Annotated in this window: 21 protein-coding genes; 9 read left to right on the top strand and 12 right to left on the bottom strand. The window is 73.4% G+C overall.

Annotation, left to right across the window (positions count from 1 at the left end; all coding sequences use genetic code 11):
* Window positions 1-66 precede the first annotated feature (66 nt).
* Complete coding sequence (locus ACQRWP_RS05545) at window positions 67-888, bottom strand: DUF1206 domain-containing protein (RefSeq protein ID WP_430501104.1); 822 nt, start codon at window positions 886-888, stop codon at window positions 67-69.
* 59 nt (window positions 889-947) lie between these two features.
* Window positions 948-1,313 carry a hypothetical protein gene (locus ACQRWP_RS05540; RefSeq protein WP_393311180.1) on the bottom strand — a complete coding sequence of 122 codons (366 nt, stop codon included), beginning with the start codon at window positions 1,311-1,313 and terminating at the stop codon, window positions 948-950.
* A gap of 96 nt (window positions 1,314-1,409) precedes the next feature.
* Here ACQRWP_RS05540 and ACQRWP_RS05535 point away from each other — a divergent pair, with 96 nt between their 5' ends.
* Window positions 1,410-2,636, top strand: coding sequence for a cysteine desulfurase-like protein (locus ACQRWP_RS05535; protein WP_430501103.1), 1,227 nt, complete (start codon window positions 1,410-1,412; stop codon window positions 2,634-2,636).
* Complete coding sequence (locus ACQRWP_RS05530) at window positions 2,633-2,920, top strand: GNAT family N-acetyltransferase (protein ID WP_357202622.1); 288 nt, start codon at window positions 2,633-2,635, stop codon at window positions 2,918-2,920. Before ACQRWP_RS05535 ends, ACQRWP_RS05530 begins: the two co-directional genes overlap by 4 nt.
* A 10-nt stretch (window positions 2,921-2,930) precedes the next feature.
* On the opposite strand, the gene ACQRWP_RS05525 is transcribed toward ACQRWP_RS05530, so the two are convergent.
* A complete protein-coding gene (locus tag ACQRWP_RS05525; protein WP_430501102.1) occupies window positions 2,931-4,421 on the bottom strand; it encodes a glycoside hydrolase family 3 protein in 1,491 nt (496 codons plus the stop codon).
* 217 nt (window positions 4,422-4,638) lie between these two features.
* Between ACQRWP_RS05525 and ACQRWP_RS05520 the strand changes: the two genes are divergently transcribed.
* The 4 genes from ACQRWP_RS05520 to ACQRWP_RS05505 all read left to right on the top strand — a co-directional run bounded on the left by ACQRWP_RS05520 (window position 4,639) and on the right by ACQRWP_RS05505 (window position 8,112).
* Complete coding sequence (locus ACQRWP_RS05520) at window positions 4,639-4,764, top strand: hypothetical protein (protein ID WP_255750123.1); 126 nt, start codon at window positions 4,639-4,641, stop codon at window positions 4,762-4,764.
* Window positions 4,765-4,864: 100 nt separating this feature from the next.
* On the top strand, window positions 4,865-5,815 hold the full coding sequence (locus ACQRWP_RS05515; RefSeq protein WP_430501101.1) for a TIGR03557 family F420-dependent LLM class oxidoreductase: 951 nt from the start codon (window positions 4,865-4,867) through the stop codon (window positions 5,813-5,815).
* 73 nt (window positions 5,816-5,888) lie between these two features.
* Window positions 5,889-7,520, top strand: coding sequence for a RecQ family ATP-dependent DNA helicase (locus ACQRWP_RS05510; protein ID WP_430501100.1), 1,632 nt, complete (start codon window positions 5,889-5,891; stop codon window positions 7,518-7,520).
* An 88-nt stretch (window positions 7,521-7,608) separates the two neighbouring features.
* Window positions 7,609-8,112, top strand: coding sequence for a hypothetical protein (locus ACQRWP_RS05505; protein WP_350855881.1), 504 nt, complete (start codon window positions 7,609-7,611; stop codon window positions 8,110-8,112).
* Here ACQRWP_RS05505 and ACQRWP_RS05500 read toward each other — a convergent pair.
* A complete protein-coding gene (locus ACQRWP_RS05500; protein WP_430501099.1) occupies window positions 8,102-9,691 on the bottom strand; it encodes an MFS transporter in 1,590 nt (529 codons plus the stop codon). The genes ACQRWP_RS05505 and ACQRWP_RS05500 overlap by 11 nt on opposite strands.
* Window positions 9,692-9,773: 82 nt before the next feature.
* On the opposite strand from ACQRWP_RS05500, the gene ACQRWP_RS05495 reads away from it, so the two are divergent.
* Window positions 9,774-10,535 carry a TetR/AcrR family transcriptional regulator gene (locus ACQRWP_RS05495; protein WP_430501098.1) on the top strand — a complete coding sequence of 254 codons (762 nt, stop codon included), beginning with the start codon at window positions 9,774-9,776 and terminating at the stop codon, window positions 10,533-10,535.
* Window positions 10,536-10,544: 9 nt separating this feature from the next.
* Window positions 10,545-11,579, top strand: a complete 1,035-nt coding sequence (locus tag ACQRWP_RS05490) for a helix-turn-helix domain-containing protein (RefSeq protein ID WP_430501097.1) — start codon at window positions 10,545-10,547, stop codon at window positions 11,577-11,579.
* A gap of 155 nt (window positions 11,580-11,734) precedes the next feature.
* Here the strand turns inward: ACQRWP_RS05490 and ACQRWP_RS05485 are convergent, their stop codons facing one another.
* From ACQRWP_RS05485 to ACQRWP_RS05450, 8 genes are read right to left on the bottom strand one after another with little or no spacing between them, the layout of a single operon-like run.
* Complete coding sequence (locus tag ACQRWP_RS05485; RefSeq protein WP_430501096.1) at window positions 11,735-12,718, bottom strand: DNA topoisomerase IB; 984 nt, start codon at window positions 12,716-12,718, stop codon at window positions 11,735-11,737.
* Entirely contained in the window at window positions 12,702-13,655 is a 954-nt protein-coding gene (locus ACQRWP_RS05480) for a glycosyltransferase family 9 protein (RefSeq protein WP_430501095.1), read from the bottom strand. Before ACQRWP_RS05480 ends, ACQRWP_RS05485 begins: the two co-directional genes overlap by 17 nt.
* On the bottom strand, window positions 13,652-14,353 hold the full coding sequence (locus ACQRWP_RS05475; RefSeq protein WP_430501094.1) for an SDR family oxidoreductase: 702 nt from the start codon (window positions 14,351-14,353) through the stop codon (window positions 13,652-13,654). Before ACQRWP_RS05475 ends, ACQRWP_RS05480 begins: the two co-directional genes overlap by 4 nt.
* Window positions 14,350-15,810: a PfkB family carbohydrate kinase gene (locus ACQRWP_RS05470; RefSeq protein ID WP_430501093.1), complete on the bottom strand. Its 1,461-nt coding sequence runs from the start codon at window positions 15,808-15,810 to the stop codon at window positions 14,350-14,352. The genes ACQRWP_RS05475 and ACQRWP_RS05470 overlap by 4 nt, the downstream gene beginning before the upstream one ends.
* 40 nt (window positions 15,811-15,850) lie before the next feature.
* Window positions 15,851-16,552: a D-sedoheptulose-7-phosphate isomerase gene (locus tag ACQRWP_RS05465; RefSeq protein ID WP_430503133.1), complete on the bottom strand. Its 702-nt coding sequence runs from the start codon at window positions 16,550-16,552 to the stop codon at window positions 15,851-15,853.
* Window positions 16,549-17,766 carry a glycosyltransferase gene (locus ACQRWP_RS05460; RefSeq protein ID WP_430501092.1) on the bottom strand — a complete coding sequence of 406 codons (1,218 nt, stop codon included), beginning with the start codon at window positions 17,764-17,766 and terminating at the stop codon, window positions 16,549-16,551. Before ACQRWP_RS05460 ends, ACQRWP_RS05465 begins: the two co-directional genes overlap by 4 nt.
* A complete protein-coding gene (locus ACQRWP_RS05455; protein WP_430501091.1) occupies window positions 17,751-18,725 on the bottom strand; it encodes a glycosyltransferase in 975 nt (324 codons plus the stop codon). The genes ACQRWP_RS05460 and ACQRWP_RS05455 overlap by 16 nt, the downstream gene beginning before the upstream one ends.
* Complete coding sequence (locus ACQRWP_RS05450; RefSeq protein WP_430501090.1) at window positions 18,722-20,398, bottom strand: HAD-IIIA family hydrolase; 1,677 nt, start codon at window positions 20,396-20,398, stop codon at window positions 18,722-18,724. The genes ACQRWP_RS05455 and ACQRWP_RS05450 overlap by 4 nt, the downstream gene beginning before the upstream one ends.
* Before the next feature lie 156 nt (window positions 20,399-20,554).
* On the opposite strand from ACQRWP_RS05450, the gene ACQRWP_RS05445 reads away from it, so the two are divergent.
* Window positions 20,555-20,995, top strand: coding sequence for an SRPBCC family protein (locus ACQRWP_RS05445; protein WP_430501089.1), 441 nt, complete (start codon window positions 20,555-20,557; stop codon window positions 20,993-20,995).
* The last annotated feature ends 1 nt before the right edge of the window (window position 20,996 follow it).

The raw sequence follows: 20,996 nt of genomic DNA, 5'->3' as shown, positions 1-20,996 counted from the left end.
TCGACCAGGCGTCGGGCACTTCGGGCAAAAGCCCAAGAGTGCCCGACATCCGTGGTATCGACCAGCTCAGACCTTGCGGTACCGGGACTGGAGGAAGCAGAAGACGCCGAAGGCGGCGATACCGAGGGCCACCAGGGTCAGCAGGAACGTGCCGTAGGACTGCTCACGCAGGGTGTGCAGCGCGGCGTCCAGACCACGGGCCTTCTCCGGGTCGTACTTCACCGCGGCCACGATGATCAGCAGACCGGCGATGCCGTACGCGACGCCCTTGGCGACGTAGCCGGCGATGCCCAGCCGCCGGGCGAGCTGGCGGGTCTTCGGGCTCATCTCGCCGGTCTTCAGGTGCTTCTCGAAGCGCTTGACGATCCCGTAGATCACCAGCCCAACACCGATCGCGGCGAGCACCAGCCCGGCCAGGCCGACCAGCCAGCGGCCACCGTTGGAGGTCATCAGCTTGCCGGTCAGCGCCTCCTGCTGGTCGGCGCTGTTCGACCCGGCGTCCTTGAAGACCTTGAAGGCGGTCCAGGCGAAGTAGAGGTAGACGATGGTCCGGCCGGCCGAGGCGAGCCGTTCGATGACCCGCTCCTTGCCGCGCTCGGCGCGGTGCCCGACCGCCGCCTCCAGCGCCTGCCAGATCGCCATCGCGAGCAGGCCGACCGCTACGGCGATGACCAGGAACTTGCCGAGGGGCTGCGCGGAGAGGGTACGCAGCGCGCCGGACTGGTCGCCGTCGTCGGACGACGTGCCGAACGCGATCTGCAACGCCAACCAGGCGAAGAGGAGGTGGACGATGCCGTAGCCGATGAAGCCGGCCCGGGCGAGGAGTTCCAGCCACCGGCTGTCCGCCGTACGGGAGGCGGTGGCTTCGGCGCTACGGGTGAGTGACATGGCGTCACAATCTCCGATTCTGAAGATTCCCAAACGTCGGCCACCGCCTCCCGCCCAGGTCAGCTGCCCGGGTTGCGCGCTACGCGAATCTTGACCTGCTGGTCGGTCACGCTGTCCAGGGTGACCGCGAAGCCCCCGGCCTCGGCGGCCTGCTGGCCGGTGGTGAGGGTGAGCTGCTCGCCGGCGACCTCGACGGTCACCTGGTCGCCTTCGGCGCCGACCAGCTTGGCCTCGACGCCCAGGATGGTGGCGCTGGCGTCGACACCCCGCTCGAAGGTGACAGTGCAGGCGTCCAGCCCGCAGTCGGTGGAGGCGCCCTGGGAGCTGCACCCGGCGAGGACGGCGAGGCCGAGCGCCAGACCGGCGAAGAGGCCGGCGGCACGGCGGACGGGGGGAATGGGCATGGTGGCGGGTCGGTTCGTCACCTCGCCAAGAGTACGAGACATCTGCGAGGTCGTCGCCGAACGGTGATCACTTGGCGGCCGGAAAGGGTACGAGGAGCACCGGCTAGGGTCCGGGACATGCCGTTCGACATCGCCCGCACCCGGGCCGCCTACCCCGCCCTGACCGAGGGCTTCGTCCACTTCGACGGTGCCGGCGGCACCCAGACCGCGGCCGGTGTGATCGACGCGGTCACCGATGCCATGCGGTCGGCGGTCGGCAACCGCAGCGCCGCCAACGTGGCGGGCCGCCGGTCGTTGGAGTTGGTGGCCGAGGCCCGCTCGGCGGTGGCCGACCTGCTCGGCGCCGACCCGGCCGGAGTGGTGCTCGGCCCGAGCGCGACCGCGCTGACGTACACCCTGGCCCGCACGCTCGGCGCGGCCTGGCGCCCGGGTGACGAGGTGGTGGTCTCCCGGCTCGACCACGACGCGAACGTACGGCCGTGGGTGCAGGCCGCCGAGGCGGCCGGCGCGACGGTGCGCTGGGCCGAGGTCGACCGGCACACAGGTGAGCTGCCCGCGGCCCAGTACGCGGACCTGGTGGGTGAGCGGACCCGGGTGGTCGCGGTGACCGCCGGCAGCAACGCCATCGGCACCATGCCGGACGTGTCGGCGATCGCCAAGACCGCGCACGCGGTCGGCGCGTTGGTCTACGTCGACGGGGTGCACTCGGTTCCGCACGGCCCGACCGACCTGGCCTCGCTCGGCGCCGACGTGCTGGTCACCAGCGCGTACAAGTGGTCTGGCCCGCACCTGGCGGCGATGGTGGCGGACCCGGCCCGGTGGGCGGCGTTGCGCCCGGCGAAGCTGGTGCCGTCCTCCGACGCGGTGCCGGACCGGTTCGAGTTCGGCACGCCGAGCTTCCCGCTGCTGGCCGGCGTGGCCGCCGCGGTGGATCACCTGGCGGGGCTGGACCCGGACGCGGTCGGGGACCGGCGGGCCCGGCTGCGGGCCGGGCTGGCCGCCGCCCAGGCGCACGAGGAGGCACTGCTGGACCGACTGCTCGCCGGGCTGGCGCAGCGGCCGGCGATCACCGTCTACGGCTCGCCGGCGCGGCGTTGCCCGACGGTCTCGTTCCGGGTCGCCGGGATGTCCCCGACCGCCACCCAGGAGGCGTTGGGCGCCGCCGGGTTCTGCCTCTCCGTCGGCGACTACTACGCCTACGAGTACTTCCAACTGATGGGTCTGCGCGACAGCGGCGGCGCGGTGCGGGCAAGCATCTACCACTACAACACGGTCGACGAGGTGGACCGGTTGCTCGGCGAACTCGACGCGCTGGCCGACCCGGCGGGGAGAATGGCCGGATGAGCACCCTGGTCGAGGACAACCCGGCGAAGCACCGCTTCGAGATCCTGGTCGACGACGCGCTGGCCGGCTTCACCGCCTACCTGCCGCGCGGTGAGGTCCTGGTCTTCACCCACACCGAGGTGGACCGGGGCTTTCAGGGCAAGGGGGTGGGCGGCGCGCTGATCCGCGGCACCCTGGACCAGCTTCGGGCACGCGGCACGACTGTGGTGCCGCAGTGCCCGTTCATGGCCGCGTTCATCGACAAGCACCCCGAGTACGCCGACCTGGTGGCCGACCTCCCGTAGCGCGGGCCGGTCAGCGGGCGCCGGTGAGCACCTCGGCGGCGGCCTGCCCGCTGGCGCGGGTGGCGCCGTGGGTGGCCAGGTGCACCGCCCCGGTGACCAGCTCGGGCACGCCCAACTCGACCACGACGGCGTCCGGCCGGGCGGCCAACGCGCGGTGCACGGCGGCGCGCATCCAGTCGTGCCGGTGCTGGTCGCGGACGACCAGGACCAGGGGGCGGCTGCCCGCCCCGGCGCCCGGGTCCGCCGGCACGTCGGGTTCGGCGTAGCGGACCGTGCTGGTGCCGGGCAGCAGCTCGGTCAGTGGTCCGCCGATGCCCCACGGGGTCTCGGCGCCGATGGCGATGTTGCGCAGCGGCTCGAACTCGACGACGTGCGCCGCGCGGGTCAGGGGCAGTGCGACAGTACTACCGGGGGCGGCGGTGACCCGGACGGCCCGGCGGGCGGCGACCAGCCCGACGTCGGCGGCGGCGCGCGCGCCGGCCGAGCCGGCGCTGCGGGCAGCCACCGTCCAGGCGGCGAGTTGACCGACGCGCTTGGCGGCCTCGGCGAGACGTTCCTCGGGCAGCTCACCGGAGACGACGGCGGCCACGATGGCGTCGCGCAGCTCGCGGGCGGCCTGCTCGTCGGCCCGTTCGCCACCGATGCAGATGGCGTCGGCCCCGGCGGCGAGGGCGCGGACCGTCGCCCCGGCGAAGCCGTACCGGTCGGCGACCGCGCGCATCTCCACCGCGTCGGTGACCACCACGCCGGAGAAGCCCAGCTCGTCGCGGAGCAACCCGCCCAGGATGCGCTGACTCAGCGTCGCCGGCAGGTGCGGGTCGAGCGCGGGCACCAGCAGGTGGCCGGTCATCACCGCCTGCACCCCGGCGGCCACGGCGGCGCGGAACGGGGCCAGTTCGCAGGCGTCCAGCCGGTCCCGGTCGGCGGTGATCCGGGGCAGGTCGTGGTGTGAGTCGACCCGGGTGTCGCCGTGCCCGGGGAAGTGTTTGGCGCAGGCCGCGACGCCGCCGGCCTGGAGCCCGCGGACCCAGGCGGCGGTGTGCCGCGCGACCAGCACCGGGTCGGCGCCGAAGGAGCGGACGCCGATCACCGGGTTCGCCGGATTGGAGTTGACGTCGGCGTCCGGGGCGTAGTTGAGGGTGACCCCCGCCTTGGCCAGCTCGGCGCCGAGGTCCCGGGCGACGGCCTCGGTCAGCTCCGGGTCGTCGACCGCGCCGAGGGCGAAGTTGCCGGGCCGGGAGCTCCCGTGCACCGACTCCAGCCGGGTGACGTCGCCGGCCTCCTCGTCGATCGCCACGATGACGTCCGGCCGTTCCGCGCGCAGGGTCGCGGTGAGCGCGGCCACCTGCTCGGTGTCGACCACGTTGCGGGCGAAGAGCACCACCGAGCCGAGACCCTCGCCGAGCCAGCGGCACACCCATGGCGGTGGGGTGGTGCCGACGAAGCCGGGTTGCAGGACGGCAGCGGCGAGCGCCGGGAGGTGCCCGTTGGTAGTGGTCACTCCGCCCCCTTGCAGTGATCGATGTCGATCACCGGCGACGGTGCGCCCCCGTCGACCCGCTGGTTGCGCTCGCTCATGCGGCCCCCGTACCCCATCTCTCGCGCGCCCTCGGCGCACCGCCACCGGCAGGCGGTCCTGCCATGGTCACACTGAGCGATTCAATAGTCAATAAACCTTACAGTTGCCTGGCGGCCCGCTTCCCGGGGAGAGTGCGGGGATGGATCCAGTCCTGCTGGCCGACGCGACGAGCCCGGCCGACATCCCCGGCGTACGCCTGCTCGGCCTGGTGGTCGGCGCCCTGCTGCTCCTCGCCGCGATCCGGGCGATGTTCGGTCGACGCTGAGCGACCCGTGCCGATCCGGGTCCGACGGGCCGGGTGTGGTCGACCGCGACCGGGGTACGGCTCTCCCCATCAGCAGGTCCGCGTGCCGAAGGGGTAAGCCATGAAGATCGGATACTTTCTGTCCAGTGAGGAGTTCACGCCAGCCGAGTTGGTGGAGCAGGCGCGCGGTGCCGAACGGGCCGGCTTCGAGGCACTGTGGATCTCCGACCACTACCACCCCTGGGTGGACGCACAGGGCCAGAGCCCGTTCGTCTGGTCCATGATCGGCGCGCTCAGCCAGGTCTGTTCGCTGCCGGTGACCACGGCGGTGACCTGCCCGACCGTGCGGATCCACCCGGCCGTGATCGCGCAGGCGGCGGCGACCAGCGCGGTGCTGCACGGCGGGCGGTTCGTGCTCGGCGTCGGCACCGGCGAGGCGCTCAACGAGCACATCTTCGGCGACGCCTGGCCGCAGGCCGACGTCCGGCTGGAGATGCTGGAGGAGGCCGTCGAGGTGCTGCGCGCGCTGTGGGGCGGCGACTTCGTCAGCCACCACGGCAAGCACTACACCGTGGAGCAGGCCCGGATCTACACGCTGCCCGACGCTCCCCCGCCGATCTACGTCTCCGGCTTCGGGCCGAAGTCCATCGACCTGGCCGCGCGGATCGGTGACGGCTACGTGAGCACCATGCCCGACGGCGAGATGGTCCGGCGCTTCCGCGAGAACGGCGGCGGCGACAAGCCGTGCCAGGCCGGCTTCAAGGCGGCGTACGCGGACAGCGAGGAGGAGGGGCTGCGCATCGCGTACGAGCGCTGGCCCAACGCGGGGGTGCCGGGTGAGCTGTCCCAGGTGCTGCCCTCGCCGCGGCACTTCGAGCAGGCCGCCGAGCTGGTCAAGCCGGAAATGCTGAAGAAGGCGTTCGTCTGCGGCAACAGCGCCGACGCGCACCTGGAGATGATCGACCAGTACGCCAAGGCCGGCTTCGACGAGGTCTACGTGGCCAACACCGGCCCGCACTACCAGGGTCTGTTCGACCTCTACCAGCGCGAGGTCCTGCCCCGGCTGCGCTGAGTCGGCGATCAACGAGCCCATGATCGTCGGAACGCGTTTCGGCGGTCATGGGCTCGGGTACCTCCGGCCCTCGATGAAACTGTCCACGCACTCGATGACGTTGCGCCGCGCGGCCCGCAGCCTTTTCGGCTGGAAGGCGTTGCGGCCCAACCAGCTGGCCGCCATGCGCGCGGTGATGAAGCGACGCGACGCGCTGGTGGTGTTGCCCACCGGTGCCGGCAAGTCGGCGATCTACCAGATCCCGGCCAGCCTGATACCCGGCCCCACCGTGGTGATCTCCCCCCTGCTGGCTCTTCAGCAGGACCAGATCGCCTCCCTCAACGAGCGGCAACGCCCGGAGCTGCGGGCGGTGCGGATCAGCTCGAACGAGTCGCCCACCCAGCAGGCCGAGGCGATCACCGAGATCCGCGAGGGCCGGGCGGAGTTCCTCTTCATCACTCCGGAGCAGCTCAGCAACCCCGAGCGGATGGCCGAGGTCGCCGCGCTGAAGCCGGCGCTGGTGGCGATCGACGAGGCGCACTGCATCTCCGCGTGGGGGCACGACTTCCGCCCCGACTACCTGGCGCTCGGGCACCTCATCGACGGCATCGGCCGACCGCCGGTGGTCGCGCTGACCGCCACCGCCTCCCCTCCGGTACGCGACGACATCATCGCCCGGCTGCGGCTGCGCGAGCCGGAGGTGGTGGTCTCCGGGCTGGACCGGCCGAACCTGTTCGTCGAGGTCGCGCACTGCCCCACGGAGGACTACCGGTGGCGGCGCCTGATCGCGATGCTGCGCGACGACGAGCGGCCCGGGATCATCTACGTACCGACCCGTCGCGCCGCCGAGGAGTTGGCCACCCGGTTGACCGACGCCGGCTACCCGGCGCAGTTCTACCACGGTGGGATGGCTGCCGGCGCACGCGCCGAACTGCACGAGGCGTTCCTCGCCGACCAGGTCCCCATCATGGTGGCGACCTCGGCGTTCGGCATGGGCATCGACAAGCCGAACATCGCCTGGGTGGCGCACATGGCACTGCCCGACTCACCGGACAGCTACTTCCAGGAGATCGGCCGGGCCGGCCGCGACGGGCAACCGGCCCGGGTGCTGCTGCTCTGGCAGGCCGAGGATGTGGGCCTGCAACGGTTCTTCAGCGGCGGCCTGCCCGACGTCGACGAGCTGCGCGACCTGGCCGCGCTGCTGCGCCGCAAGCCGGCCACCAAGACCGAGCTGCGCGAGACCAGCGGTCTCGGGCCGCGCAAGCTGGGCCAGTACCTCTCCCTGCTGGAGCAGGTCGGCGCGGCCGAGCCGCGCGCCCGGCAGCGCATCGGCGCGCCCCGCTACTCCCCCACCCCGACCGACGCCGCCGCGGCGGCGCTGGCCGAGGCGGAACGCCAGCAGACCGTGACCCGGTCGCGCACCGACATGATGCGGGCCTTCGCCGAGACCCGGGCCTGCCGGGGGCAGACCCTGCTGGCCTACTTCGGCGAGCAGATGACGCACGTCTGCGGTCACTGCGACAACTGCCACAACGGCACCAGCGTGGCCGACCAGGGCGCGGTCGGGCCGTTCCCGGTGCACAGCCAGGTGCGTCACCCGGAGTGGGGGTCCGGCCTGGTGCTCTCGTACGAGGAGGACAAGATGACAGTTCTCTTCGACGAGGTCGGGTACAAGACGTTGTCGGTGCGCGTGGTGTCCGAACAGGGCCTGCTGACCCTGGACTAGCCTGACCCGGGCGCCGGTTTCGGGCCCGGTGGATCGACCAAGCAGAGCATCGATTGACCAAGCAGAGCAGGGCGGAAGGGGCGTTGCCGTGATCGAGCAGCCGGCGTACACCGGGTTCGGTTTCTCCGACGGGGAGTGGGGGTTGCTGGTCGGCCTGCCGCAGTCGGTACTGACCGCGGCGAGCGCCGCCGAGTCCGACGGCACCCGCCGGACCATGGCGGAGAACGCGGCCGGGCTGGAGACCATCGCCGCCGGCCGGGAGTCGGCCAGCCCGCTGGTCGCCGCCGTGGCCGGCGAGATCGTCACCCGGGTCGGTGACCCGGACACCGGTGAGGAGTTGCCGGCCATCGCGCCCGCCGACCCCAGGGCGTACATCGACGACGTGCTGCTGCGGGCCGGCGAGGCCGGCGCGCTGCTGGCCGCGAGGGTCGACGAGGGTGAGGCCGGCGCGTACAAGCACTGGCTCGTGAAGATCGCCGAGCAGGTGGTGGGCGCCGCGTCCAGCGGTGGGCTGCTGGGCATCGGCGGCGAGTCGGTCAGCGACTCCGAGCGGCGTTTCCGCGACCGGCTCGCGCACGTGCTCATCGACTGACCGACGACAACGACGTGTCGGCCGGACCGGTCGGCTCGACGGCCAGCGCCGTGGAGTCGGCCGGTCGGACGCCGCGCAGTGTGACCAGCGCGGTGACCGCGCCCAGCAGCATCACCGCCATGGCGGCGTACGCGGCCAGGTGCAGCCCGTTGGTGAACGCGACAGCGGCGGCGTGCCGCACCGCGTCGGCCAGATCCGCCGGCAGCCCCTGGGCGACCGCGAGCGCACCGCCCAGGGTCTCCTGGGCCGCGGCGCCGGCGTCGGCGGGCAGCCCGGCCGGCAGGCCGTCGACGATCTCGCGGCGGTAGACCGCCGCGCCCACGCTACCCAGGATCGCCATTCCCAGCGCACCGCCCAGCTCGCTGCTGGACTCGGTGAGCGCCGACGCGACACCGGCCTGCTCGGGCGGCGCCGCGCCGAGGACCAGCTCGGTGACGAGGGACATCACCATCACCAGGCCACCCGCGTAGACACTGGCGCCGACGAGCAGCAGCCACAGCGGCGTCTCCGGCGTGACCTGGGTCAGGACCACGAAGCCGACCACGGCGATTCCGAACCCCGCACCGATCAGGTACGCCCGTTCGACGCGCTGGGCGAGGGCGGCGGCGGCCGGCACGATTCCACCCACGGCGAGGGACGGCACGAGGCTCCACAGTGCCGCCCGCAACGGGCTCAGGCCGAGCACCAGCTGCAGGTGCTGGGTGGTGAAGATGGCGAAGCCGACGATGGCGAACATCGCCAGCAGGTTGACAGCGAGCGACCCGGCGAAGCCGCGACGGCGGAACAGCGCGAGGTCGACCATCGGGTACGCCCGGGTCCGCTGCCGGTGCAGGAAGAGCGCGCCCACCAGCAGACCGCCGACGATGGCGAGGACCCGCACCAGGCTGAGTCCGTCGCGGGCCATCTCCTTGACGCCGTAGATCACCGGTAGCAGCGCGCCGAGCGACAGTGCGGCGCTGATCAGGTCGAACCGCCCGGTCGCCGGGTTGCGGAACTCGGGCACCAGGAGCGGGGCCAGCAGGAGCAGCATCAGCATCGCCGGGATGTTGATCAAAAAGATCGAGCCCCACCAGAAGTGCTCCAGCAGGATGCCGCTGAGCACCGGGCCGATCGCGATGCCGCCGGTGAGGGTGGCGGTCCAGATGGCGATGGCGGTGCCGCGCTGCTTGGCGTCGTGGAACATGTTGCGCACCAGGGCGAGCGTCGAGGGCATCAGGGTGGCCCCGCCGACGCCGAGCACGGCGCGCGCGGCGATCAGCGTCGCGGTGCTGTCGGCGTAGGCGGCCAGCAGCGACGCCGCCCCGAACGCGATGGCGCCGATCAGCAGGAGCCGGCGTCGGCCGATCCGGTCACCCAGCGCGCCCATGGTGATGAGCAGCCCGGCCAGCACGAAGCCGTAGATGTCGAAGATCCAGAGCTGCTCGGTGGCGGTGGGGCGCAACTCCGCACTGATGAACGGGACGGCGAAGTAGAGCACCGACACGTCCATCGAGACCAGGAGCAGCGGCAGCATCAGCACCGTGAGCCCGATCCACTCCCGTCGGCCCGCCCGTGGGGCCGGTGTGGTGGTGGTCATCATGATCATCTCCCTTTCTGCGTATGTCGTACGCTGTTATGCGTAGACCATACGCAGAACTAGGATGGCGAGGCAAGGAGGAAATGTGGCGGCGAAGACAGACGACAGCGGGCCGGTACTCCCACCGGCCATCGAGAGCGCCTGGGGGCTGCGGGAACGACCACCCAAGGGCCCCCGGCCGGGAATGAGCGTGCCCGCCATCGTGGACGCCGCCGTACGGGTGGCCGACGCCGACGGCCTGGCAGCCGTCTCGATGAGCCGGGTGGCCAAGGAGTTGGGCGCCGCGACCATGGCCCTCTACCGGTACGTCGGCTCGAAGGACGAGCTGCTGATGCTCATGGTGGACACCGGGTACGGCCCATCCCCCGGGCCGCCCGCGCCGGAGGACGACTGGCGCGCCGGCCTCACCCGGTGGGCCTGGGCCGAGCACGACGTGCTGCGGCAACGGTCCTGGCTGCTGCACGTGCCGATCAGCGGCCCACCGATCACCCCACAGCAGCTCGGCTGGATGGAAGACGGGCTGCGCTGCCTCGACGGCACCACCCTCGGCGAGGGCGAAAAGATGTCGGTGCTCCTGCTGATCACCGGGTACGTCCGCAACGAGGCCACCCTCACCTCGCAGATCGCCGAGGGCAGCCAGGCGGCCGGCGTCGAGCCCAGCGAGATGATGCCGGCGTACGGCCGGCTGGTGGCCCGACTCATCGACCCGGCCCGCTTCCCCGCGCTGCACCGGGTGCTGAGCGCCGGCGTGCTCTACCAGGACGACGACCCCGACGATGAGTTCGTCTTCGGTCTGGACCGGATCCTCGACGGCGTCGAGGCGCTGATCCAACGCCGAACGGGCTGAGGGAGTTCCATGCTGCCGAGAAACACCATCGACACCACCGTCCTGCCACCGGGCGAACGGTTCGGCATGTGGCTGGACCTGGTCGCACGCACCTCCGCGCCGCTGCGCATCCAGTCCGCGCACAGCGACGACTTCGCCGCCCGCGCCGACTTCGTCGACCTCGGCCCGATCCAGCTGGTGCAGTACGAATACCCGTCGCTGGACGCCACCCGGACCCGGAAGCTGGTCCGTCAGTCCGACCCGGAGTTGTACATCCTCGCCCTCACCACCGGCGGCGTCGGCACGTCCAGCCAGGACGGTCGCCGCAGCGAGATCCTGGCCGGCGAGTTCACCTTCTACGACGGGTCGCGGCCGCACGACGTCTGTCACCACGCCACCGAGCCCGAGCGGGACCAGGCCACCTCGATCATCACGCTGATCCCACACGCCGCCCTGCCCCTACCGCCGCAGCGGATGGCGGCGCTCTACGGCGGCCGGATGTCCGGTAGCGAGGGGATCGGGGCGCTGCTGGCGCAGTTCCTGCTCCAGGTGACCGGGCACCCCGAGCAGTACCATGCCGCCGACGCCAGCCGGCTCGGCGCGGTGGGGCTCGACCTGGCCACCACCATGCTCGGCCGCCACCTCGTCGCCGAGGACGCCGTGCCCACCGAGGTCCGCCGCCGGGCGCTGCTCACCCAGGTGCAGTCGTACATCCACCGCCACCTCGGCGACGCGACGCTCGGCCCGCAGGTCGTCGCCGACGCCCACCACATCTCGGTGCGGTCCCTGCACCGGTTGTTCGAGACCGAGAATGCCACTGTGGCGTCGTACATCAGGGATCTGCGGCTGGCCCGCTGCCGGCGCGACCTGACCGACCCGGCGCTGCGCACCCAGCCCGTGCAAACCGTCGCGGCCCGATGGGGGTTCCCCGACAAGGCTCACTTCAGCCGGGCATTCCGGGCTGCCTACGGCACCACCCCGCAGGAGCACCGCGACAGTGGCTCGGATTTGGCGCGGATCGTCAACCGCCGGGCGTCCACGGTCAACTCGCTGCCGGCAGACTGACACCAACGCGGCCGGCCATCGCCTGGTGGGCCGCCAACGGGGGCCGTGGCGAGGCGCCCGCCGCGCGAGCGGCGGGCGGCCGCCCGGTGGCACCCCGCGCACGCCCGAGGCTCCGGTCCCGTCGCGCTTCCCCCCAGAATCGCCGACGGGGCCGGTCAGGACTTCTCCAGCAGCTCCAGGACGACCCGCTCCGCCTCCTCGCGAGGCGCCCGTGGATCCACCGACGCCACCACCCCGTCGTGGTAGAGGTCGACCACCCGGGGGTCCACGTACGACGCACGAGCCACCGTCGGCGTGTTGCCCAGCAGCTCCGCCACCGCACGCATCACCGCGACCACCGCCCGGCGCCGGGCGGTCACCGAGCGGGCCGGGCCGGCGGTGGCCAACTCGGTGGCCGCGAGCACCGTGGCGTGCCAGGTACGGAAGTCCTTCGCGGTCATCTCCCCACCGCTGGCGTCGCGCAGGTAGCCGTTGACCTCGTCACTGCGCACGTCGCGCCAGTCCCGGCCGTCCCAGTAGCCGAACAGCCGCTCCGCCCGTCGCCGACGACGGCGCAGATTGACCAGCACCTGGCACAGCTCCGGGTCCTCGATCCGGCGGACCTGCTCGATGCCCCCCTTCGCGGGAAACACGAGCACCACGCAGCCGCGCCGGGACCGGGCATGCTCGGGGCGCAGGGTGGCCACCCCGTACGTCGGGTCGTCGCCGGCCGCGTACTGGTCGCTGCCGACCCGGAACATCCCCATGTCCAGCAGTCGGGCCACCGTGGCGAGCACCCGATCCCGGCCCAGTCCGCGCCCGTCCAGGTCCCGCCCCACCCGTTCGCGCAGCGCCGGCAGCCGCCGGGCCACCTCCAGCACGCGGTCGAACTTCGCCTCGTCCTGCTTCTCCCGCCACCGCGGGTGGTAGACGTACTGCTTGCGTCCGGCCGCGTCGATCCCGATCGCCTGAATGTGCCCGTTCGGGTGCGGCGCGATCCAGACGTCCTGCCAGGCCGGCGGGATGACCAGCTCCCGCAGCCGGGCCAGCACATCCGGATCCCGCACCGGAGCGCCGGACGGGTCGACGAAGAGCCAACCCCGTCCGCGCCGACGCCGTCCGTACCCCGGTCGACCCGGGTCGCTACGCCGCAACCGCACCGGAGACCCGCACCACCCTCTCCACCTCGGCCACGGCGGCCAGCACCTCGTCGAGGCGCAGAGCCGCCATCGTCGGGTGGCTTCCTACCCCATCCCACCTGGGCCAATCCGCCTCGCCGGCCCAGAGCACCCGGTGCCGTGGCCGGTCCGGCGGTGGCCCCCAGTGCGCCGGTGGCACCGGTCCGAAGAGGACGACCGACGGGGTGCCGTACGCGGTGGCCAGGTGGGCGATGCCGGTGTCCCCGCTGACCACCAGCCGGGCGTCGGCCACCAGCGCGGCGAGCGCGCCCAGGTCGGTCCGGCCGGCCAGCACCGCGTCCGAGCTCAGGCCCGCCGCGTCGGCCACCCGGGCCGCCAACGCCCGTTCGTCGGCCGAGCCGGTGAGCAGCACCCGGTGCCCCTGGTCGGTCAGCGCCCGGGCCAGCGCGGCGAACCGCTCGGCCGGCCACCGCTTGGCCGGGATCTTGCTTCCTGGGTGCAGCAGAGTGACACCGCTGGGCAGCCCCGTCGGCCCGGGCCGACGCAAACCGAGGTCGGCGCGGTCGGCCGGGATGTCGTACCAGGACAGCAGCCGGCACCATCGGTCCACCTCGTGCTCGTCGACGGCCCAGCGCGGGCCGTCGGCGCAGCCGGCGTCCGGGCTGGCGAAGGCGAGCAGCCGGCCGGGTCGGGTGGCCGCGAGCAGCCGGTGCGACTGCGGGCCGCGCCCGTGCAGGTTGACAGCGACCCGCGGGGCCGACCCGACCCGAAGGGGTCGCTCCAGCCCGGCGGTGTCCACCAGCCGGTCGACGCCACCGACCAGGTCGACCAGCGGCGCCAGCCAGCCGGGCGCGGCGAGCGCCAGCTCCCGCGACGGGTACGCGGCCCGCAGCGCCCGCAGCGCGGGCACCGCGGTCACCAGATCGCCGACGCCGAGGGCGCGCAGCACGAGGATCACGGGTACGAGGTCTCCTGCTCGGCGCAGACCACCATCTCGCGCACCGCGCAACCGGGCGGCTGGCTGAGCGCGAACATGATCGCGGCGGCGGTGTCGGCGGGCTCGTTGAGGATCGCGTCCGGCCCCGGCTTGTACTGCGGGTCACGTTCGTCGAAGAACGCGGTGCGCATCCCTCCCGGAATGAGCAGGGTGACGCCAACCTGACCGGCCAGCTCGGCGGCGAGGGCTCGGGTGAACCCCACCACGCCGAACTTCGCCGCGCAGTACGCGGTGGCGTCGCTGACCGCCTTGACGCCCAGGGTCGAGGCGACCGTGACGATGCGGCCCCGGGACGTCAGCAGGAACGGCAGCGCGGCCCGAATCACCGCCGCGGTGGCCAGCAGGTCGACGGCGACGATCCGGTCCCAGGTCTCCCCCGGCAGGTCGGCGAGTCGGCCCGGCACGTCCGTGCCGGCGGCGGTGACCACCGCGTCCAGGCCACCGGCTTGCTCGGCGAGGTGCTGGGTGGCCACCTCGGCGGCTCGTGTGTCGGCCAGGTCGCACTCGGTCCAGGACACCCCGTCGACCGGCGGCTGCCGGTCCAGGACGAGCGGCCGACCACCGGAGGCGGCCACCGCGGCGACCACAGCGGCGCCGAGGCCGCTGGCGCCGCCGGTGACCAGGACGGTGGGCCCGGCACCGGGCCGTGTGGCCGTCATCGGGTCCGCTCCGCAAGTGTGCGGACGATCAGGTCGGTGGTGGACCGGCCGTCCAGATAGGGCACCACCACGGTGTTCCCACCCCAGCGGCGCAGGACCTCCGCCTCCGGCAGGGTGGCGCTCGCGTCCCCACCGCCGGTGGCGTAGTCGCCGCCCTTGACCCAGACGTCGGGGCGTACCCAGGACAGCGCCGTCTCCGGGGTCGGCTCGTCGAAGATGAGGACCGCGTCGACGCAGCTCAGGGCGGCCAGCAGCCGGCTGCGGTCAACTTCGGACTGCACCGGCCGGTCCGGCCCCTTCAACCCGGCCACGCTGGCGTCGGAGTTCAGGCAGACGATCAGGCAGTCGCCGAGCTGCCGGGCCGCCTCCAGGGTGGCCACGTGCCCGGCGTGCAGCAGGTCGAAGCAACCGCCGGTCGCCACCACCGTGCCACCAGCGGCGCGTACCTCACCCAGGAGCGTGGCCACAGCGGCCACCCCCACCCGGTCGGCCACCGCACCACCTCGTGGTACCGGCTGGAGGGCTCGAGGCCCCGGCGCGCTCCTGGCCCGCACCGCAGGCGCCGACGGAGGCAGCGCCGTGGCCACTCCCCCGCCGGCCACGTACGCGGACGCCTCGGCGACCGCCACCTGCACCGCCTCGGAGACCAGCGCGCCCTGGGCCAGCGCGAGGCTGGCCGCCGCCGCGAACCGGTCGCCGGCACCGCAGGTGTCCCCCTCGGCGCTACCCGGCGTCGGCACCACCAGCGGCGTCGAACCGGCGTGGCAGAGCAGCGCGCCGTCCCCGCCCAGCGTCACCGCGACCGCGCCGGCCCGCCAACGCCGCCGTAGCCCCTGGGCACCACGGGACGCGGTGGCCAGTCGGGAGGCGCCGGGCAGCGCGGGGACCAGCTCGCGCACCTCGGACTCGTTCGGGGTGGCCAGGTGTACGCCGGGCACGGCCGCCGGGCCGCGCGGATGCGGGTCCCACACCACCGGCGCGCGGGTGGCGGCCAACGCGTCGCGCAGCGCGGGCTGCCGGGCCACCCCCCGGCCGTAGTCGCTGACCAGCACCGCCGACGCCGCGGCGATCACCCGGAGCACCTCGTCGGAGGGCTGACCCGGCTCCCCGAACGTGCCGCCCCGATCGTGGCGCAGCAGCACCCGCCCCCGGGCCCGCAGCCGGATCTTCTCCGGCGTCGAGCCGGCGAGGGCCAGTGGGTACACCTGCACGCCGGCGGCGGCGAGCAGAGCGCTCAGCCGGGCCCCGCCGGCGTCGTCGGCGAGCGCGGTCACCAGCACCACCTCGGCGCCCTGCGCGGCGGCGAACACCGCCGCCAGCCCGGCGCCACCTGGTCGGTCGGTGGCCGCGGTCTCGTCGAGCACCGGCACCGGGGAATCCGGGCAGAGCCGGTTCACCACACCTTCCACATCCCGGTCGAGCAGGGTGTCCCCGAGCACCACCACCGGTCCCCTCACGCTTGCCTCCTCATCCTCAGGCGTCGACCTGCTGTCCGGCTCACGCGTCGACCTGCTGTCCGGCCCCGCCGTCGAGCACCACCTCGACCCCGGTGCGTACCGGCGCGGCAGGCAGCCGACCGGCCGGTGCGGGCTCCCCGGGCACGGGGTGGACTACCGCCGCCTGCGCGGCGGGCAACTCCTGTTCGAGGTACTCGCAGAGCAGATGACTGGTCACCAGGTGCAGCTCCTGGACGACCTGGGTGTCCGGGGACGCCACGGCCAGCACGTCGTCGCAGGCGTCGGCGAGCGGATTGGGGGCGGCGCCGGTGAGCGCCCAGGTGGTCACCCCGACGTCGCGGGCCGCCTGCGCGGCGGCGACCAGGTTGGGGCTGGTTCCGCTGGTGCTCAACAGCAGCAGGATGTCGCCCGGGCGGCCGTGGGCGCGCACCTGGCGGGCGTACACGTCGGCGTAGCCGTAGTCGTTGGCGATGGCGGTGAGCGCGCTCGTCTCGGCGTGCAGCGCGATCGCGGACAGCGGCTGACGGTCGTCGTGCAGCTTGCCGACCAGCTCGGCGGTGAGGTGCTGGGCTTCGGCGGCGCTGCCGCCGTTGCCGGCCACCAGCAGGCGACCCCCGGCGGCCAGCCGGTGGGCCAGGTCCGCCCCCCAGCGCGCCAGCTGTCGCTCACACCGTCGGTACGGCACCAGCGCCGCCGCGAGATTCGTCAGGTGGGTGTCGAGCAGGCTGCCCGTCGGCATCAGGCCACCACCCGGGTCGGCCGGCGCACGGCGGCCACCTCGCTGTAGACCTCGACCAGCCGCTCGGCGGTGGCCGCCCACGAGTACCGCTCCCGGGCCCGCTCACGCGCCGCCGTCGCGTACGCGAAGCGCCTGATCCGGTCGTCGAGCAACCCCTGGATCGCGGTGGCCAGCGCGTGCGGGTCCCGGGCCGGCACGAGGTCACCGGTCGTCCCGTCGACCACGGTGTCCCGGATGCCGCCCACGGCCGTGCCGACGACCGGCACCCCACAGGCCATCGCCTCCAGCGGGGTCAACCCGAACGGCTCGTACCAGGGCGCCGCGACCAGCAGGTCCGCCGAGCGGTACCAGCGGCCCATCTCCTCCCGCGGCACCGCGCCGACCAGGTGCACCCGGTCGGCCACCCCGCACGACTCGGCGAGGGCCCGCAGCCGGCGGGCGTACGGGTCGGTCTCCAACAGCCCCTCGGGTGGGCCGCCGACGACCACGCACTCGGCGTCCGGGACCAGCTCCATCGCGCGGATCACGGTCTGGAAGCCCTTGCGCTCGACCAGCCGACCCACGGTGAGGATGCGGGCCCGTCCCGGTTCCCGGTCGGCGGCCGGCCCGAGCGGGGCGAAGGTGGCGAGGTTGACCCCGGAGGGCACCACTGTCATCCGGGACCGGGGCACACCCATCCGGACCAGCTCGCCCACCTCGTCGCGGCACTGCGCGACGATCCGGTCCACCGAGCGGCCCAGCTCCCGCTCGTAGGAGACCCGTCGGGCCGGGCTGGTGTCCTGCACACCCTGGTAGCGGCGCTTCACCGTGCCCAGCGCGTGGTACGTCTGCACCACCGGCACCCCGGTCTGCCGGCCGGCGGTCAGCCCGGCCAGACCGCTCATCCAGAAGTGCGCGTGGATGACCTCGGGCACCCAGTCGCCGCCGCGCCAGCGCTCAATCAGCCAGTTGCTGAACTCCCGCATGTGCGGCAGCAGCGCGTCCTTGGCCACCGGCTCGGCCGGGCCGGCCGGCACGTGCACCACGTCGTACCCGTCCGGGCAGCGGACGGTCACCGGCAGGTCGGGCGCGTCGCGGCGGGTGTAGACCCGCACCTCGTGCCCGGCGGCGGCGAGCGCGGCGGACAGCTCCGCGACGTGCGTGTTCTGGCCGCCGGCATCCTCCCCTCCGAGGACGGCGAGCGGGCTGGCGTGCTCCGAGATCATCGCGATCCGCATACTTCCTCCTCCAGCAGCCGGTCCCAGTCAGCGAGGAAACGGTCGAGGCCGTACCTGTCGCGCGCGGCGGTTCGCGCCGCCGCTCCGGCCTGCCGCGCGGTCGCCGGTTCGGCGATGAACCGGCGGGCGGCGGCGAGCAGGGTGTCGGTCCGGGTGGCGAGCGCCCCCGCCTCCGGGGGCACCGCCATCACCGCCTCGGTGGTGGCGAGCGCGACGACCGGCATGCCGATCGCCATCGCCTCGATGAGGCTGAGCCCGAGGGAGGTCCACCGGCACAGGTGCAGGTACGCCCGCCGCCGGGCCAGTTCGGTGTGCATCCGCTCCTGGGGCACGTCGTCGTGGCTGGTCACCCGGTCGGCGGGCAGCCCGAGGTGGTCGGCGAGGCCGGCGACGCCCATGCCGAACACGTCCAGCGGCGCGATCTCGGCGAACTGGGGCAGCAGGTCGGTGCCGGTGACCCGACCTCGCCGTACCGGCTCGTTGATCACCACGGCGAGCCGGTCCAGCTCGCCGGTGTAGGACGCGGAGGGGGAGACGATGCCGTGATCGACCACTGTGGTGCGGGCGGTGCCGGTGTCCCAGAAGATCTGGTTGAACCCGGTGACGTGGGCGATGAGCAGGTCGTCGCGGTCGGCCATCGGGTGGCGGGTGTTGGGCACGTCGCCCTTGGGGGTGTTGTGCTCGACGTAGATCGCGGGAAGGTCGCGGCCGGGGCGGCGACGAAGCCACTGCTCGGCCCGGTCGATCTCCTCGGGGCGTTGCAGGATGACCAGGTCGATGTCGGCGCCCGGCAGCTCCTCCGGGCTGACCTCGACCGCGCTGTCCGGCCACGGGTAGGTGCGGGCCCGGCCGAGGCCGTACGGGCCACGGTCGGGTGTGGTGGGAATCAGGTAGCGATGGCTGCCGTGCACGAACGACGTGGTCCAGGAGCCGTGCACGTGCCAGAGCAGGATGTTCATCGGCCGCCACCACCGCTGACGGCGAGGGTCCGAAGCGCGTCGACCACGTCGTCCGGGTCGACGCCACTGAGGCAGGGGTGCCCGGGGATCGGGCAACTGGCCGCCCGGGTGTCCCGGCAGGGCGCGGCGGGGTCGCCGAGCCGGACGGTGGGTACCCGGTAGGGCCCCCACTGGCCGAACGGGACGGTCGGCGCGAAGAGACTCACCACTGGCACACCGGTGGCGGCCGCCAGGTGCGCGGGCCCGGTGTTGCCGACCACGACCGCGCCGGCGTCCGCGACGATCGCGGCCAGCCCGGCCAGGTCGGTACGGCCGCCCAGGTCGGTGCCGCCGGCCGCGGCGACCCGGGCGGTGACCGCGCGCTCGTCCGTGCTGCCGGTGACCAGCACCCGGTGCCCGGCGTCGGTCAGCGCCCCGACGATCCGGGTCGCCACCTCGGGCGGGCAGGCCCGGCTCGACGCGGCCGACCCGGGGTGCAGCACCACGTACCCCGGCTCGCCGAGGTCGGCCGGGCGCGGCGGCACGGCGTCTCGGCGTAGCCGCAGGACCGGTTCGTCGCCGTCGGGCAGTCGGTGACCGGCGGCGGCGGCCAGGGAGAGGGCGCGTTCGGGTTCGGGGACGCCCACCGGCACCCGGTGCCGGACGTCCAGCAGCGAGCCTGGATAGTCGTCGCTGATCGCCGCGATCCGGTCGATCCCCGCCATCCGCAACAGCAGCGCCAGCGGCAGGGCGGACTGGTGGAACGAGGTGAACACCACCGCCTGGTCCGCGTCGATCGCGCCCAACCGCGCGGTCAGGCTCCGCATGGCCTCCGGGTCGACCGGCCCCGGTGTGGGGTCGATCCAGGGCAGCGGATGCTCGATGATCTCGTCGACGCCGGGCAACAGGTTGGCGGCGGCACGACCGCGCGGCCCGCAGAGCAGCACCACCCGCTCCGCTCCGGCCGCGACGGCGCGGATCGCCGGGCCGGTGACCAGCACGTCACCCGCCGAGTCCGAGCGGACCACCAGCGCCGTCCGTACCGGTCCGGTGGGCGGGGTCGAGGGCTGCACAGCCTGTTGGCGGCGCAGGATCTCCGCCACCGCCGCCGGCAGATCGGTGGCCACCCACCCGGCGGCGGCGACCTCCTCCGGCCGGGTCACCGGGGTGGGCACCAGCACCCCCGCCGCCCCGGCGGCCATGGCGGCGCCGACGTCCCGGCCGATGTCGCCCACCAGTACGCACCGGGACGGCGTCGTGCCCAGCTCGCGGGCGGCGGCGTACACCAGACCGGGCGCCGGCTTGCGGCAGTCACAGCCGTCGGCGTCGTCGTGCGGGCAGACCAGCCACGCGTCGAACCGGCCCAGCAGCTCCTCGACACGGGCGTGCACCGCCCGCATCTGCTCGCCGCTGAAGTAACCCCGGGCCAGGCCCGACTGGTTGGTGACGACCGCCAGCCGCAGCCCGGCCGCGCGCAGCCGGTCCAGCGCTGCCCGCGCGCCCGGCACCGGTCGCACCTTCTCCGGGTCGCCGTTGTACGGCACGTCCTCGATCAGGGTGCCGTCGCGGTCCAGCAGCACCGCGTCGTAGAGCACTGGTCGGGGGCTTGCGACAGACCCGGAGCTGGCGCGGTCAGCAGCGGCGTACACCTGGGCTGACCTGCGCTGATACGGATCCTCCTGGTCCTGTCGCACAGGCGGCGGGTTCCCTGCGCCCCGAGGAGTAAACGTCGCCGTGGAGGCGGTGGGCCAGCGCCGACAGCGACGCCCCGGGTCGGCCTTACCCGCCGTTCCGGAGAAGCTAACCCGGTCAGTCGTTAGCCCGTGCCGTGCTCCGGGTATGGGATCCCGGTGGCAATTGTGGAGAAAGTGATCGACGCTCCCCCGCAGCAGGTGTTCGACGTACTCGCCGACGGGTGGACGTACAGCGACTGGGTGGTGGGCACCGCACACGTGCGTGACGTGGACGACGCCTGGCCCCGGGTGGGCAGCCAACTGCACCACCGCGCCGGGCCGTGGCCGTTCTCGTTGCAGGACGCGTCGACGGTGCTGGTCTGCGAACCGCCGCACCGGCTCGTGCTCAAGGCCGGGCTCTGGCCGGCTGGCGAGGCGATCGTGGCCTTCACCCTGCAACCGGTAAGCGAGGGCGCCACCCGGGTCCGCATCGGGGAGGACTTCGCCGCCGGACCGCTGCGCTGGGTCCACAACAAGATCAACGATCTGGTGCTGCACCGGCGTAACCGGGAGACACTGGCCCGACTCTCCGACATCGCCACTCGGCAAAAGGGGTGAT

This window comes from Micromonospora trifolii, assembly GCF_050516465.1.
GTDB lineage: Bacteria > Actinomycetota > Actinomycetes > Mycobacteriales > Micromonosporaceae > Micromonospora > Micromonospora trifolii.
The sequence above is the reverse complement of the archived record's forward strand: the minus strand, read 5'-3'. Positions and strand labels throughout refer to the sequence as shown.